General features: G+C 72.8%; 10 protein-coding genes. 6 read left to right on the plus strand and 4 right to left on the minus strand.

Annotated elements, in window-relative coordinates:
- The first annotated feature begins 2 nt into the window (after positions 1–2).
- From GUI43_RS13280 to GUI43_RS13300, 5 genes are all read left to right on the plus strand, one after another.
- Complete coding sequence (locus GUI43_RS13280) at positions 3–2669, plus strand: putative bifunctional diguanylate cyclase/phosphodiesterase (protein WP_112698922.1); 2667 nt, start codon at positions 3–5, stop codon at positions 2667–2669.
- 145 nt (positions 2670–2814) lie between these two features.
- On the plus strand, positions 2815–3120 hold the full coding sequence (gene gatC, locus GUI43_RS13285; RefSeq protein ID WP_091393256.1) for an Asp-tRNA(Asn)/Glu-tRNA(Gln) amidotransferase subunit GatC: 306 nt from the start codon (positions 2815–2817) through the stop codon (positions 3118–3120).
- Entirely contained in the window at positions 3117–4592 is a 1476-nt protein-coding gene (gatA, locus tag GUI43_RS13290; protein ID WP_112698909.1) for an Asp-tRNA(Asn)/Glu-tRNA(Gln) amidotransferase subunit GatA, read from the plus strand. The genes gatC and gatA overlap by 4 nt, the downstream gene beginning before the upstream one ends.
- Before the next feature lie 13 nt (positions 4593–4605).
- Positions 4606–6105, plus strand: a complete 1500-nt coding sequence (gatB, locus tag GUI43_RS13295; protein WP_112698910.1) for an Asp-tRNA(Asn)/Glu-tRNA(Gln) amidotransferase subunit GatB — start codon at positions 4606–4608, stop codon at positions 6103–6105.
- Between the two features lie 121 nt (positions 6106–6226).
- On the plus strand, positions 6227–8584 hold the full coding sequence (locus tag GUI43_RS13300) for a thiamine pyrophosphate-binding protein (protein ID WP_112604405.1): 2358 nt from the start codon (positions 6227–6229) through the stop codon (positions 8582–8584).
- Between the two features lie 57 nt (positions 8585–8641).
- Here the strand turns inward: GUI43_RS13300 and GUI43_RS13305 are convergent, their stop codons facing one another.
- From GUI43_RS13305 to GUI43_RS13315, 3 genes are all read right to left on the minus strand, one after another.
- Positions 8642–10249 carry a metallophosphoesterase gene (locus GUI43_RS13305; protein WP_112604403.1) on the minus strand — a complete coding sequence of 536 codons (1608 nt, stop codon included), beginning with the start codon at positions 10247–10249 and terminating at the stop codon, positions 8642–8644.
- 60 nt (positions 10250–10309) lie between these two features.
- Positions 10310–11482: a PQQ-dependent sugar dehydrogenase gene (locus GUI43_RS13310; protein ID WP_112582486.1), complete on the minus strand. Its 1173-nt coding sequence runs from the start codon at positions 11480–11482 to the stop codon at positions 10310–10312.
- A gap of 93 nt (positions 11483–11575) precedes the next feature.
- Positions 11576–13393 carry a SpoIIE family protein phosphatase gene (locus tag GUI43_RS13315; protein WP_112604401.1) on the minus strand — a complete coding sequence of 606 codons (1818 nt, stop codon included), beginning with the start codon at positions 13391–13393 and terminating at the stop codon, positions 11576–11578.
- A 184-nt stretch (positions 13394–13577) separates the two neighbouring features.
- Here GUI43_RS13315 and GUI43_RS13320 point away from each other — a divergent pair, with 184 nt between their 5' ends.
- Positions 13578–14504, plus strand: a complete 927-nt coding sequence (locus GUI43_RS13320; protein ID WP_112604399.1) for a 2-hydroxyacid dehydrogenase — start codon at positions 13578–13580, stop codon at positions 14502–14504.
- Here GUI43_RS13320 and GUI43_RS13325 read toward each other — a convergent pair.
- Positions 14498–14890 (minus strand): PH domain-containing protein, encoded by a 393-nt coding sequence (locus GUI43_RS13325; protein ID WP_112698911.1) that lies wholly within the window; start codon positions 14888–14890, stop codon positions 14498–14500. The genes GUI43_RS13320 and GUI43_RS13325 overlap by 7 nt on opposite strands.
- Between the last annotated feature and the right edge of the window lie 206 nt (positions 14891–15096).

Below are 15096 nucleotides of genomic sequence, written 5' to 3' on the forward strand. Positions count from 1 at the left end.
TGGTGGAGGTCGCCGACCCACGCAACTCGCTTCCTGCGGGACGGGTCGCACCGTTCGCCGCCTTCATCGCCGGCATCCTGGCGGTCGCCGCGCTGACCGCCGCCGTTCCACTCGCGACGCTCCCCGGCGAGTTGTCCGAGTTGCCGGTGGCGTTCTGGACGATGGCCGCGCTCGCCGTGGTCTGCGACGCGCGCCCGTTCGTGCCGCCGGGGCGCCGGCAGACGTCGGCGGTGTTCCCGTCCACCTGCTTCACCTTCGCGATCCTGCTCGGCTGGGGTCTCGGCCCGGCGGTGGTGGTGCAGGCGGTGGGCGTCGTCGTCTCGGGTTGGCGGATGGGGCACGCGGCGTGGCGCACGGCGTTCAACGTCGGCCAGTACGCGTGTGCCCTCGCTGCCGCCTATGGCGTGATCCAGCTCGGCTCGGGCACGATCTTCTCCGGTGGGCGGTTGCACTGGACCGACGTGGCCGCCGTCGGCGGTGCCGCGCTGGCCTGGTTCGTCGTCAACTACGGGTTGGTCAGCTGGGCGGTGCGGCTGCGGTTCGGGGACCGCTGGTGGCCCACCGTCCGCCAGGGCCTCGGCTTCGAGTTGCTCTCCACCGGCTCGCTGCTGCTGCTCGCGCCGGTGCTGGTCGCGGCGGCGCGGGTCAGCGCCGCGCTGATCCCGCTGGTGCTGGTGCCGCTCTTCGCCGTCTACCGGATGGCGCGGTTGACAAACGAACAGCAGCACCTCGCCGCCGCCGACCCGCTGACCGGGCTGCCCAACCGCAAGGCCCTGCTGGCCGAGGTGGCCGAGCAGGTGCACCTGCATGCCGAGCGGACCGCCCGCGGTGAACCCGACGGGCAGCTCGCGCTGCTGCTGATCGACCTGGACCGGTTCAAGAACGTCAACGACGCCCTCGGGCACGCCGTGGGTGACCGGCTGCTGGTCGAGGTCAGCGCCCGGCTCACCGACATGCAGCCCCGACCACAGATGATCGCCCGGCTGGGCGGTGACGAGTTCGCCATCGTGATGACCGGGCTGACCGACGTCGGGCAGGCGCGGGAGTTGGCCGACCGGGTGGTTCAGGCGCTGGCCGAGCCGGTGCCGCTCGACGGGCTGCCGCTGGACGTGGGCGGGTCGATCGGGATCGCCCTCTTCCCGGAGCACGGCGAGGACTTCGCCACCCTGATGCGCCACGCCGACGTCGCGATGTACGACGCCAAGCACCGCAACGACACGGTGGCCGTGTACGCCCCGGAGTCCGACCACAACTCCGCTGAGCGACTCGGCCTCCTCGCCGACCTGCGCCGCGTACTGGAGGCCAGCCCTCCGGCCGAGGGGCCGTTCGACGCCGACGCGGAGTCGGCAGTTCAGGGCGAGGGTGCGGAGCCGGACGGGAACGGCCGGCACGGCGTGCCGAGCGACGCCGAGCGGACTGCCGACGTACCCCTTGTCGCGTCGGCGGAGGTGCGCGGCGGTGACGGTGCGGCGCTGCCCACCGGCGCCCCGGCCGGGGGTGCGCTGCCCACCGCGGCGTCGGACCGGTCCGCGCCAGCGGCGGACCCGGCGTCGGCGGTCGCCACAGCACGGCCGGGTGCTGCCCGGTGGTGGGCACGCCGTCGGCGCACCGACGCCGAGCTGGTGCACTCCGATGAGCTAATCAACCGGATCGCCACCGGCGCCGACCCGATCCGGGGCCGCAACGCCCGTGCCACTGTCGCCGGTACCCGTTCCGGCCCGGTCCGGGAGCGGCGCGCCGGGGGCGGGATCGGTCGGCGGTCCCCGAACGGGGGCGCGGCGGGCAAGGGGCGCAACGGGGGTCGGCGGGACGTCGGGCCGGGTACGCCAGGGCAGCCACTCGAATCGACCGGGTGGGCGCACGCGGACGATGAGCCGGCCGACGACGCCGGGGAAATCACCATGTACTACCAGCCGCAGATCGCCATCGCGACCGGCGAGGTGGTCGGCGTCGAGGCCCTGCTGCGGTGGCGGCACCCCCGGCGGGGCATGGTCGACCCGGAGGAACTCATCCGGGTCGCCGAGCAGAGCGCCGTGATGCGACTGCTCACCCGCCGTGTCGTCGACGACGTGGTGGAGCAGCTCGCCAAGTGGTCGGCGGCCGGCATCGGCCTGCGCGCGGCGCTCAACGTGAGCGTGCGCGACCTGCACACCGGCGAGATCGCCGACCAGATCGCCGACCGGCTGGCCCGCTACGGGGTGCCGGCCGAGCGGCTTCAGGTCGAGATCACCGAGGGCGCGTTGATGGCCGACCCGCGCCGGGTGCTGGCCACCATCTCCCGCCTGCACCGGATCGGGGTGGCCATCGCGCTGGACGACTTCGGCACCGGCTACTCCTCGCTCCAGCACCTGCGCCGCCTGCCGCTGTCAGAGGTGAAGGTGGACCGGTCGTTCGTCCTCGGCATGGCCGACGACGCCGACGACGCGGCGATCGTCCGGTCGATGATCGAGCTGGCCGGCGCGCTGGGGCTGCGGGTGGTGGCCGAGGGTGTGGAGGACGAACGGACCTGGCGGATGCTGCACGCCGCCGGCTGCGACGCCGCCCAGGGCTGGTTCTACGCCCGGCCGATGCCGGCCGAGGAGTTGGTCACCTGGCTGGCCCGGTACCGGCCGGTCCGCCCGACCGGCGGGCACCCGCAGCCGGATGTCGCTCGCCGCCCCACCCGCTGACCCGGCACGAGGGTCGCTGGAGGGGGAGTCGGGGACGCGGCACCGGAGCGGAACAATAGACTCGCTCCGGTCACCGCGTGTCACGCTCCACCTGTCGCGCGGCCGGCACACCGCCCGACCAGCAGGAATTCAGAAGGGGGCACGGATGGCCGCCATCTCCCGCGAGGAGGTCGCGCACCTGGCGCGCCTGTCGCGGCTCGCCGTCACCGAGGAGGAGCTGGACACGTTCGCCGGCCAGCTCGACGTGATCCTCCAGGCGGTCGCCCAGGTCGGCGAGGTCGCCGCCGCGGACATCCCGCCGACCTCGCACTCGGTGCCGCTGACCAACATCTTCCGCGAGGACGTCGTCACGCCGTGCCTGACCCCGGAGGAAGCGCTGTCGGGCGCGCCCGACGCCGAGGACCAGCGGTTCCGCGTACCGCGGATCCTGACCGAGGATGTGGCCTCATGAGCGATCTGATCAAGATGACCGCGACGGAGATCGCGGCCCTGGTCGCCGGGGGCGAGACCTCCGCCGTCGAGGTGACCCAGGCGCACCTGGATCGGATCGCCGCTGTCGACGACCGGGTGCACGCCTTCCTGCACGTCGACACCGAGGGCGCGCTCGCCGCGGCCCGCGCGGTGGACGAGCGCCGGGCCGCCGGCGAGGAGCTGGGCCCGCTCGCCGGTGTGCCGGTCGCGGTCAAGGACGTGCTCGCCACCCGGGGCGTACCGACCACCGTGGGGTCGAAGATCCTGGAGGGCTGGCGCCCGCCGTACGACGCGACGATCGTGCAGCGGCTGCGGGAGGCCGGCACGGTGATGCTCGGCAAGACCAACATGGACGAGTTCGCGATGGGCTCCTCCACCGAATACTCGGCGTACGGCCCGACGCACAACCCGTGGGACCTGAGCCGGATCCCGGGTGGTTCGGGTGGTGGCAGCGCCGCCGCGCTGGCCGCGTACGAGGCGCCGCTGGCCATCGGCTCGGACACCGGTGGCTCGATCCGCCAGCCCGGCGCGGTCACCGGCACCGTGGGCGCCAAGCCCACCTACGGCGGCACCTCCCGTTACGGGCTGGTGGCCTTCTCCTCGTCGCTCGACACCCCCGGCCCGTGTGCCCGTACGGTGCTCGACGCGGCAGTGCTGCACCAGGTGATCGGCGGGCACGACCCGCGCGACTCCACCTCGATCCCGCAGCCGGTGCCGGACGTGGTGGCGGCGGCGAAGCTCGGCGCTATCGGCGACCTGACCGGTGTGCGGCTCGGCATCGTGACCGAGTTCGTGGGCGAGGGCGCCGAGCCGGGCGTGATGGCCGCGTTCCGTGAGTCGGTGGACGCGCTGACCAAGATGGGTGCCGAGGTCGTCGAGGTGTCCTGCCCGACGTTCGCGTACGCCCTGCCGGCGTACTACCTGATCGCCCCGAGCGAGTGCTCCTCCAACCTGGCCCGGTTCGACGGCGTCCGGTTCGGCCTGCGGGTCGGCGACGACGGCAACCGGTCGCTGGAGGAGGTCATGTCGCTGACCAGGGAGGCCGGCTTCGGCCCGGAGGTCAAGCGCCGCATCATGATCGGCACGTACGCACTGTCGTCGGGTTACTACGACGCGTACTACGGGCAGGCGCAGAAGGTCCGGACGCTGATCACGCGGGACTTCAACGCCGCGTTCGAGCGGGTCGACGCGCTGATCTCGCCGACCACCCCGTCGGTGGCGTTCCCGATGGGTGCTCGGACCGCCGACCCGTACCAGATGTACCTGGCCGACCTCTACACGATCCCGACGAACCTGTACGGCGGGCCGGGCATCTCGGTGCCCTGTGGGCTCTCCGAGGGGCTGCCGGTCGGTCTGCAGGTGATGGCCCCGACGATGGCCGACGACCGGATGTACCGGGTCGCCGCCGCGTTGGAGTCCGCCGTCGGCACGTTCACCCCACCGGCGCTGTGAGGCAGGAGCCACGATGACGACGACACTGCCCGCGTACGACGAGGTCGTTGCGCGCTACGAACCGGTGATCGGCCTGGAGACCCACGTCGAGCTGGGCACGAACACCAAGATGTTCTGCGGTTGCCCGACCGACTTCGGCGGCGAGCCGAACACCCGGGTCTGCCCGGTGTGCCTGGGTCTGCCCGGTTCGCTGCCGGTGGCCAACAAGGCGGCCATCGAGGCGATCATCCGGATCGGCCTGGCGTTGAACTGCTCGATCGCCGAGTGGTGCCGGTTCGCCCGGAAGAACTACTTCTACCCGGACATGCCGAAGAACTTCCAGATCAGCCAGTACGACGAGCCGATCTGCGTCGACGGCTTCCTGGACGTCGAGGTGGGCGGCGAGACGGTACGGATCGAGATCGAGCGGGTGCACCTCGAGGAGGACACCGGCAAGACGCTGCACGTCGGTGGCGCCACCGGCCGCATCCACGGCGCGACGGAGTCGCTGGTCGACTACAACCGGGCCGGCATCCCGCTGGTCGAGATCGTCACCAAGCCGATCACGGGCACCGGTGCGCTCGCCCCCGACGTGGCCAAGGCGTACGTCGCCGAGCTGCGCGACGTGATCCGCACCCTCGGCGTCTCCGACGTGCGGATGGAGGAGGGTTCGCTGCGCTGTGACGTGAACACCTCGCTCAACCTGCCGGGCGCGGAGTGGGGCACCCGTACCGAGACGAAGAACGTCAACTCGCTGCGGTCGGTGGAGCGGGCGGTCCGCTCGGAGATGCTGCGGCAGGCGTCGGTGCTCGACGCGGGCGGCCGGATCACCCAGGAGACGCGCCACTTCCACGAGGACACCGGTGACACCACCCCGGGACGTTCGAAGGAGACGGCCACCGACTACCGGTACTTCCCCGAGCCGGATCTGGTGCCGATCGCCCCGGACCCGGCCTGGGTCGCCGAGCTGAAGGCCGCCCTGCCGGAGCTGCCCCGGGTGCACCGGCGTCGGCTCCAGGAGCAGTGGGGCCTGTCCGACCTGGACATGCAGTCGGTGCTGAACGCCGGCGCGGTCGAGCTGATCGAGGCCACCGTGGCCGCCGGCACCACTCCGGCCGCAGCTCGCAAGTGGTGGCTGGGTGAGCTGTCCCGCCGGGCCAACGAGAGTGGCGTGGAGCTGGCCGAGATCGGTGCCACCCCCGCCCAGGTCGCCGAGCTTCAGGGGCTTGTCGACGCCGGCAAGCTCAACGACAAGATGGCCCGCACGGTGCTGGAGGGCGTGGTCGACGGTGAGGGCTCGCCCACCGAGATCATGACCAACCGGGGCCTGGAGGTCGTGTCGGACACCGGCGCGCTCACCGCCGCCGTGGACGAGGCGATCGCCGCGAACCCCGGCATCGCCGACAAGATCCGCAGCGGCAAGGTCGCGGCGGTCGGCGCGCTGGTCGGCGCGGTCATGAAGACCACCCGTGGTCAGGCCGACGCGAAGACCCTGCGTGAGCTGATCCTGGAGCGCCTCGGCGTCCAGGGCTGAGACCCGCCCGGAGCAGGCCGCCGCCGCGACCCGGCGGCGGCCTTCCGCCACCCCTGTCGACTACGCGGCCACCCCGCACCCCTCGCGAGGGCGTCAACGGCGACGCCTGGATGGAGCCACAGTGACCGAGCACGACCTCGATGTCCTCGACGAGATCCAGCGGCGGGTGCTGTGGCTCGCCACCCGGATCGTGGACGCCGCCAACCATGACCGGGCCACCGGCGACGGTGTGAAGGTCGGCGGTCACCAGGCGTCCAGCGCCTCCCTGGTCACGGCGATGACCGCGCTCTGGTTCGCGCACCTGGACGCCGAGGACCGGGTCGCCGTGAAGCCGCACGCGTCCCCGGCGTTCCACGCCATCCAGTACCTGCTCGGCAACCTGGACCGCTCCTACCTGCCCCGGCTGCGGGCCCGTGGCGGCCTCCAGTCGTACCCGTCGCGCACCAAGGACCCGGACGCTGTGGACTTCTCCACCGGCTCGGTTGGCCTGGGCGCGGCGGCGCCGCTCTTCGCCGCCGCCACCCGGCGGTACGTCGACGCGCACTTCGGGGCCCGCCCGCACTCCCGGTTCGTGGCGTTGATCGGCGACGCCGAGCTGGACGAGGGCAACATCTGGGAGGCGGTGGCCGACCCGGCGACCACCGGGCTGGGCAACGTCATGTGGCTCGTCGACTTCAACCGCCAGTCGCTGGACCGGGTGGTCCCCGGCATCCGGATCAACCAGTGGCGGGGCCAGTTCGAGGCGGCCGGCTGGCACGTCGTGGAGGTCAAGTACGGCCGCCGGCTCGCCGAGGCGTACGCCCGGCCGGGCGGGGAGGCGCTGCGCGACTGGATCGACGCGATGCCGAACGAGCAGTACCAGTCGCTGTTCGGGCTGGTCGGGCCGGTGCTGCGCAAGCAGTTCCTGGACGGCGCTCCGGCCGGCATCGCCGAGCTGATCGCCGACGTCTCCGACGAGGAGCTCGGCCCGCTCGTCACCGACCTGGGCGGGCACGACCTTCAGGCGATGCTGGACGCGTACGCCCAGTGCGACGCGGTCACCGACCGGCCCAGCGTCGTCTTCGCGTACACAGTGAAGGGTTGGGGGTTGCCCATCGCCGGCAATCCGCGCAACCATTCCGCGCTGCTCAGCTCGGAGCAGGTCGACACGCTGCGCGCCGCGCAGGGGTTGACCGCCGAGACCGAGTGGGACCGCCTCGACCCGGCGTCACCCGCCGGGATCCAGGCCGGCGCCCGCCGGGAGGCGCTGTCCCGCGCGCCACGCGAGCGTGCGCTGGGGGTCACCGTCCCGGAAAGCACAGGAGTACGCGCCAACAAGCCGATCTCCACGCAGGAGGTCTTCGGTCGGGTGCTGGTGGACCTGGCGCGGGACCGGGAGGTGGGCCGCTACCTGGTCACCACCGCCCCGGACGTGGCCACCTCCACCAACCTCGCCGGGTTCATCAACAAGACCGGGGTGTTCGCCCCCACCGAGCAGCGTTCCTGGACCGAGGACCGGATGCTGCGCTGGACGGAGAGCCCCGCTGGGCAGCACATCGAGCTGGGCATCTCGGAGATGAACCTGTTCCTGCTGCTCGGCCAGCTCGGGCTGTCCTGGGATCTGTCCGGGCAGCCGCTGCTGCCGATCGGAACCGTCTACGACCCGTTCGTGCTGCGCGGCCTCGACGCGTTCCTGTACGGCACCTACTCCGGCTCCCGGTTCGTGGTGGCCGGCACCCCGTCGGGCATCACCCTCGCCCCGGAGGGCGGCGCCCACCAGTCCACGATCACCGCCTCGGTCGGCCTGGAGTTGCCCGGGGTGACCTTCATCGAGCCGGCGTACGCGGCCACCCTCGACTGGCTGCTCTGCGACGCGCTCGGTCAGATCGCCGGCGGGTCGGCCCCGGCCGCGACCGCCGCACCCGCCGAGGACGGCGCGTACTACTTCCGGTTGAGCACCCGACCGCTGGATCAGGCGCCGTTCGAGGCGGCCCGGGCGCGGCTCGGCGACGCGGTGCTGCGCCGGCAGGTCGTCGCCGGGGCGTACCGGCTGGTCGACGCGCACCAGGCGTACCCGCACCTGGTCGACGCCCCGGTGGTGCAGCTGGCCGCCTCCGGTGCCGTGCTGCCCGAGGTGCTCGCCGCCGCGGCGGAGTTGGCCGACGAGGGCATCGCCGCGCACGTGGTCGACGTGACCTCGCTGGACCGGCTCTACCGGGCCTGGCAGCGCACCCTTCGCCAGGGCGTACGGACGGCCACGGTGCCCAGCGTGCCGGGCGCGCTGCGGTCCGCGTTCGCCGATCGGGTGCCGGTGGTGACAGTGCACGACGCCGCGTCGCACGCGATGGCCTGGCTCGGTTCGGCGGTCGGCGCACCGGCGGTGCCGCTCGGCGTGGACGAGTTCGGCCAGTCCGGCAGCGTCGCCGAGCTGTACGAACTGCACGACCTGCTGCCCGGCAGCATCGTCAACGCCGCCCTGGCCGCCATCGCCCTCCGCTGACCCGTCGCCCGCCCGCCGGTCCGCCGGTCCGCCGGGCTGGCGGGCGTCGACGTCGGCTCAGCCCGTCGGCGTGGGCGTGGGCGTGGCGGGGACGCCGCCGCTCGGCGTGGGCGTGGGTGTGGCGGGGACGCCGGCGGCCGGGTTCTCCACCAGGCGTCGTTCCAGGTTGACCTGGGCCTGCCCGGTACCGCCGACGGTGATGGTGTCGTACGCCTGGAGCATCTTCTGCTGGTCGAAGTAGAGCACGCTCATCGACAGCGGGGTGGGCTTCTCACCCTCCAGGCCGCGCAGCCCGGCGCCGCCGGTGGAGCCCTCCACCATCAGCGTGGTGCGCTGCTGCCCGGGCGCCTGCGGCAGCTCGGAGACCTGCCGGGAGTGGGTGTGCCCGGCCAGCACCAGCGGGCAGGTGCCGGCGAGCGGCCCAGCCGACGCCGGGTCGTGCACGAGCGCGATGTTGACCGGTCGCGGTGAGCTGCGGACCGTCGCGGCGAGCTGGTTGCCGGCCCCGATCACCTGGTCGGCCACCTGCTGGGTCAACCCGCTGCCGGCCGGGGAGGTGTTCTTGTCCGGGGTGAAGCGCGGGTCGCCGATGCCGGCGATGGTCAGCCCGGCGACCGTCGTGGTCGTGTTGTTCAACACGATCGCGTTCGGCTGACGGGCCACCGCGGCGGCGGTCTTGCCGGAGTCGTGGTTGCCCCTGATGAAGACGTACGGCTTCTTCAGCAGGCCGATCGAGGCGACGAAGGAGGCTTCCGGTTCGCTGCCCCAGTCGGTGATGTCCCCGGTGTCGATCACCACGTCGATGCCGAACTGCTCCACGACCGTCCGGATCAGCTGCCAGCCGGTCGGGTTGAGGTGCATGTCGGAGACGTGCAGCACCCGGGTGGTGCCCGGGGTCGGCTCCAACAGCGGAAGCGCCGAGACGGTGGTGTAGAGCTGGCTGACGTTGCCGACCAGGCGCTGCAACTGCTCCGCGTACTTCGTGTAGTCGTTGGCGATCCGGCGGGCGTCACCGACGATGGCCGGCGCGTTGACCAGCAGCCCCTCGTAGCGCGGTTCCTCGATGGCCTGCGGACGAAGGGTCGCCGCCGCCGTGCCGAGGCTGCTGGCGGTGACCAGCAGCGCCAGCCCACCCGCCCAGGCGGTGCGCCGGACGTCGCGGAAGATCAGCCCGGCCAGGATCAACGTGACAAGCACCGACGCGCCGAGGGTACGCAGGCCGAGGCGCATCACCCCGGACCGGACGTCCTCCACGGCGCTCTGGCTGGCCCGGCTGATGCTGGCCGGATCATCGATCAGCGCCTCGGTGCGCCCCTGGTCGAGGGCGCCCAGCCGGACGGTGAGATGCGTCGGCCCGTCGTGGCTGTCGAGCAGCAGCGCACCGAGCGGCGGGATGTCGACGGTGGTGCCGCCGTCCCGGGCGGGGGAGATGCTGAGATTGGCCCGGAACGGGCCGATGTCGGTGCTCACCTGGCCACCGGCCAGCACCCCGAGCACCGCCCCCGTCAGGGCCACGGCGAGGACGGCGACGATCAGCCCGAGGCGGCGCAGCGGGCCGGCCGCGCCGACCCACCAACCCGTCGTCGGGCGCGGCTGATCGTCGCCGGTCACCGGGTCGTCCCGGTCATCGGCGTCGTCGTGCCCATCGTCGCGTTGCCCGTCCATGCTGAAAGTCTGACCTGCCCGTCGGAAGATCTTGGCAAACCTGAACGGATGGTGACGCAATCAGCTGCGTCCGCCGTCACCACCCGCGAAGACCACCCGCAGGAGCCGGTCATCGTCGCCCGCAGGGTCGCCCCGGCCGTCGTGGTTGGAGGTGCTGACCCAGAGCGACCCGTCCGGTGCCGCGGCCACCGCACGCAGCCGACCGTAGCGGTTGGTGAGCAGCTCACTGGGCTGACCGAGCAGGGTGCCGGTGTCGGTCAGCTCCATCACCCAGAGGCGCTTGCCGCGCAGACAGCCGGTGACCAGCAGCCGGTCCGTGGCGGCCAGACCGGAGCAGGACGCGTCCGACGTCGCCCACTGCGCGATCGGGTCGGTGAACCGCTTGTCGCCGGCCTGGCCCTCGACCTCCGGCCACCCGTAGTTGCCGCCCTTGGTGATCTGGTTGATCTCGTCCCAGGTGTTCTGGCCGAACTCGACGGCGTACATCCGCTTCGCGGCGTCCCAGGCGAGACCCTGGACGTTGCGGTGCCCCAGGGACCACACCGGGGAGTTGGGGTACGGATTGCCGGCGGCGGGCTTGCCGTCCGGGGTGATCCGGAGGATCTTGCCGCCGAGGCTCTTCACGTCCTGGGAGAGAGGGCGCTGACCGGCGTCGCCTGTGCTGACGTAGAGCTGCTTGTCCGGGCCGAAGCCCAGCCCACCACCGTTGTGCACATTGGCTTTGGGGATGCCGGTGAGGATCGGGGTGGGCTGCCCGCCGAGTTGCAGCCGGGCGACCCGGTTGTCCCGCTCGGCGGTGTAGTAGACGAACACCGTCCGGTCCCGGGCGTAGTCGGGGGAGACGGCGATGCCGAGCAGGCCACCCTCGCCCGCCGCCGCCACGTCGGGGATCGTCTGCACCGGGCGGACCCGCAGCCCGTCCGGCCCGGACTCGGGCCCGACCTGGAGGATCCGGCCGTTGTCCCGCTCGGTGACCAACGCACCGCCGTCCGGCAGGAAGGCGATCGCCCACGGCACCCGCAGACCCTTGGCGAGCACTGTCGCCACCGCCTGCTGGCCGGCACCGCCGGGGCTCGCCGACGCGGACGGGGTCGGCAGGTTGGGCGGTTCGCCGGCCGGGTCTGGCTCCGGCTCGCCGAAGCTGCAACCGGCGGTCAACAGCAGCGCCGCGCAGGACGCCGCGAGGGCCACCCGGAGGCGGTGGATGCGAGGGTACGGGGGACGGGCGTTCACCCGGCCCAGGGTAGCCCGCCGCGCGACCCGGCCGGGCCCGTCGAGATGCAACGGGTGCCGATTGACCCGCCCGGATGATCGCCAGTGGACCACTCACCGAGCCCGTACGGCCAGCAGCGCGGTGTCGTCCTCCCGGTGTCGGATCGAGGCGAGCAGCAGGTCGCACAGGTCGTCGAGGGGCAGCGTGTCGGTGCCGGTCAGCCGACCCACCAGCTCGGTTAACCCCTCGTCGATGGAGCGGTCCCGTCGTTCGATCAGCCCATCGGTGTAGAGCAGCAGGGTGTCGCCGGTGGCCAGGATGGTCGACTGACTGCTCCGGGGTGACGGGCGGGCCAGGCCGAGCAGCGGCTCCGGCGTCGCCTCCAGGGCCTCCACCGCCCCGCCGACCCGGACCACCAGGGCCGGCGGGTGCCCGGCGTTGGACCAGGTCACCTCGTGCACACCGGCGCGCTGCGGACAGATCCGTACCAGCGTCGCGGTGGCGGCGATCGGCAGCCGCAGGCCACGGATCGCGCCGTCCAGGTTGCTCATCAGTGACCCGACCGCGTCCGGTCGGCCGAAGGCGTTGCCCCGCACCAGGTTGCGCAGCTGGCCCATGGTCGCCGCCGCCTCGATGTCGTGCCCGGCCACGTCTCCGATCGCAGCGATCACGTCGCCGTCGGGCTGCACGAAGGCGTCGTACCAGTCACCGCCCACCTCGACCCGGTCGGCCGCCGGCTGGTAGCGGGCCGCCAACTCCAGCTCCGCCACCACCGGCAGCCGGGGCAGCATGCTGTGTTGCAGGACCTCTGCCACGTGCCGTTGCTCGCCGTACATCGAGCTGTTGCCGACGGCCTGGCCGGCCCGACGGCCGATGTCGACAGCGGTGAGCAGGTCCCGGTCGTCGAACTGCTGACGTTGGCCGCCGTTGACGAGGGTGATCGCCCCCAGCACCGTGCCGCCGACGCCCCGCACCGGCACGCTCAGGTAGGAGGCGATGCCCAGCCGGGCGGCGATCGTCGCCATCTCCGGGTGCGTGGTGCCCCTCGTCACGTCGGCCAGGGACGCCACGCTGCCGAGCCGGGGCTGGCCGGTCCGCAGGACCGCCCGGACCATCGACTCCGGGCTCAGCCCGGTGCGCAGCAGATCGCCGAAGCGGTCGACGTCCGCCGCGCGGGCCGGGTCCCGGTGCACCGAGACCACCTCGCGGGGCAGGCCGGTCGGCCCGATCAGGGTGAGCAGGCACCAGTCGGCGAGCAGCGGCACCATGGTGGCGGCGAGCCGACGCAGCGCGGTTCCCACGTCCAGGGTGCCGGCCAGCGTCTCACTCACCCCGGCCAGCAGTTCCAGCCGCCCGTGAGCCTGCACCACCCGCCGCCGGGCCTCCTGCGCGCCGTCGAGCGCGATCCGCAGCCGCAGCTCCGACGAGCAGGCGGCGGCCAGGTCGGCCAGGGTCCGCAGCTGCGCGGCCGTCCAGGCGCGGGGCTTGCTGTCGATGGCGCAGAGCGAACCGAGCACCCGGCCGGAGAGGTCGGTCAGCGGCATCCCGGCGTACGCGACCACGCCGAGGTCGTCGATGGCCAGGTTGTCCCGGACGCGGGGGTAGAGCCGGGCGTCCGGCAGCACCATCGGCACCTCGATGTCCACTACGTGCTGACAGAACGAGTGGCTCAGCGGGGTCTGCCGACGCTCCGACCAGGGCTCCGGCAACCCGACCGCGCCGGGGAAGAACTGCCGGTCGGCGGAGACCAGGGAGACCAGCGCGACCGGCACGTCCAGCAGGTCACTGACCAGCCGGGCGAACCGGTCCAACGCCTCGTCCGGGGCGGCGTCGAGCCCGGTGTCGGCGAGCGCGCGCAGCCGCTCCGGGTCGCCGAGCACCGAAGGTGGCGCGATGGGACGCCGGGGCGAGGCGGGGGAGCCGTCGGTCATCGTGCACCTGTCTGCCGGGCGGAGGCGGACGGCCCTCCGACCCTTCCTTATACCTCGCGCGGGTCCGGGTTGAACCTCGGTGTGCTGAGTCTCGCCCGCCCCGGCTCCACGCGCCATCCCCCGGCACGCCGGTTCACCGCCGTGCCTGCACCGGCAGCGGCGGCGGGGACTATCGTCGGCGGACGTGAAGGTATGGATTCCGCACCAGGCCGGCCTGAACCTCCTGGGTGATCTGCCCGCGGACGTGACAGTGGAGGTCTTCGAGCACACCGACCGGATGCCGTCCGAGGCGGCCGACGTCCGCTTCTGGGTGCCGCCGTTCCTGGGTGGCTCGGACGCGACGGCCGTGCTGCGGGAGCTGCCCGACCTGGCCGTGGTGCAGTTGCTCTCCGCCGGGGCGGACGCCTGGGCCGGCCGGACACCGCCGGCTGTGACGCTCTGCGATGCTCGGGGCGTGCACGACCCGTCCACCGCCGAGTGGGTGGTCACCGCGATCCTCACCCAGCTGCGGGCGTTCCCGGCGTTCGTCCGCGCGCAGGCCGAGCGGCGCTGGACGTTCGCGGAGAACACCCCGACCGACGAGCTGACCGGTAAGCGGGTGCTCATCATCGGCGCCGGCTCGATCGGCGCTGCGGTGCGCGACCGGCTCGCCCCGTTCGACGTCAGCTTCACCCTGGTCGCCAGGACGGCCCGCCCGGAGCAGGGGGTGCACGCCGTCGAGGAGCTACCCCGACTGCTGCCCGACGCGGACGTGGTGGTGGTGCTGGTGCCGCTCACCGACCAGACCCGTGGCCTGATCGACAAGGCGTTCCTGGCCGCGATGCCGGACGGGGCGCTGCTGGTCAACGCCGCCCGGGGCCCGGTGGCGCACACCGAGGCGCTCGTCGCCGAGCTGGGCACCGGTCGGATCTCGGCGGCGTTGGACGTCACCGACCCCGAGCCGCTGCCCGCTGACTCCCCGCTCTGGGTCATGCCGAACGTGCTGCTCACCCCGCACGTCGGCGGGTCGGTGCGCGGGTTGTTGCCACGGGCCTACCGGCTGGTGGGCGATCAGGTCCGCCGGTTCGCCGCCGGGCAACCGCTGATCAACACGGTGGTCGACGGCTACTGACCGGGGGTGTCCGCCGGAGCGTCCGGCAGCGGCTGGCCGGTCGCCGCGACCAGTTGGGGCAGATCCGCCCCACGGACGGCCGGCAGGACAACCTGGCGGCCGTCGTCGAGCCGGGCCACCGCGCGCCCGCGCTGGTCGGTGGTCAGCTCGAGGACCTGGTCCCACTCGATCCGACGCTGCCCGACCAGCGCCCGGATGCGCAGCTCCCGCGCGTCGGCGTCGGTGCCGGCCCGCCAGGCCCACACCGCGACGGCGAGCGGGACGAGCAGCACCGGCAGCAGGTAGTTCCGGGCGTTGGCCAGCGGCAGGGCGCCGACGAAGGCGATGATCGCGGCCACCAGGATGGCTTGGTTGTACCGGAAGCGGACCGTGTCGGGCTTACTCACCCTCCGATGATCCCACTCCGGGTTGTTTCGGCTCGCGGCGGGCGGTGCCGGCAGCGTGCGGTACGCCGTACAGTGACACAGGTCGTTGTCTCCCCTGAGTGACCGGCAAGTAACCAATTCGGCCGTCCATCGTTGCCAATCGTGGGTAGCGGACTCGCAACGTCCGATGTCCCGCACCGCCGCACCGCCCCCGTGCCCCCTCACGA

The organism is Micromonospora noduli, from assembly GCF_003264365.1.
GTDB classification, from domain to species: domain Bacteria; phylum Actinomycetota; class Actinomycetes; order Mycobacteriales; family Micromonosporaceae; genus Micromonospora; species Micromonospora noduli.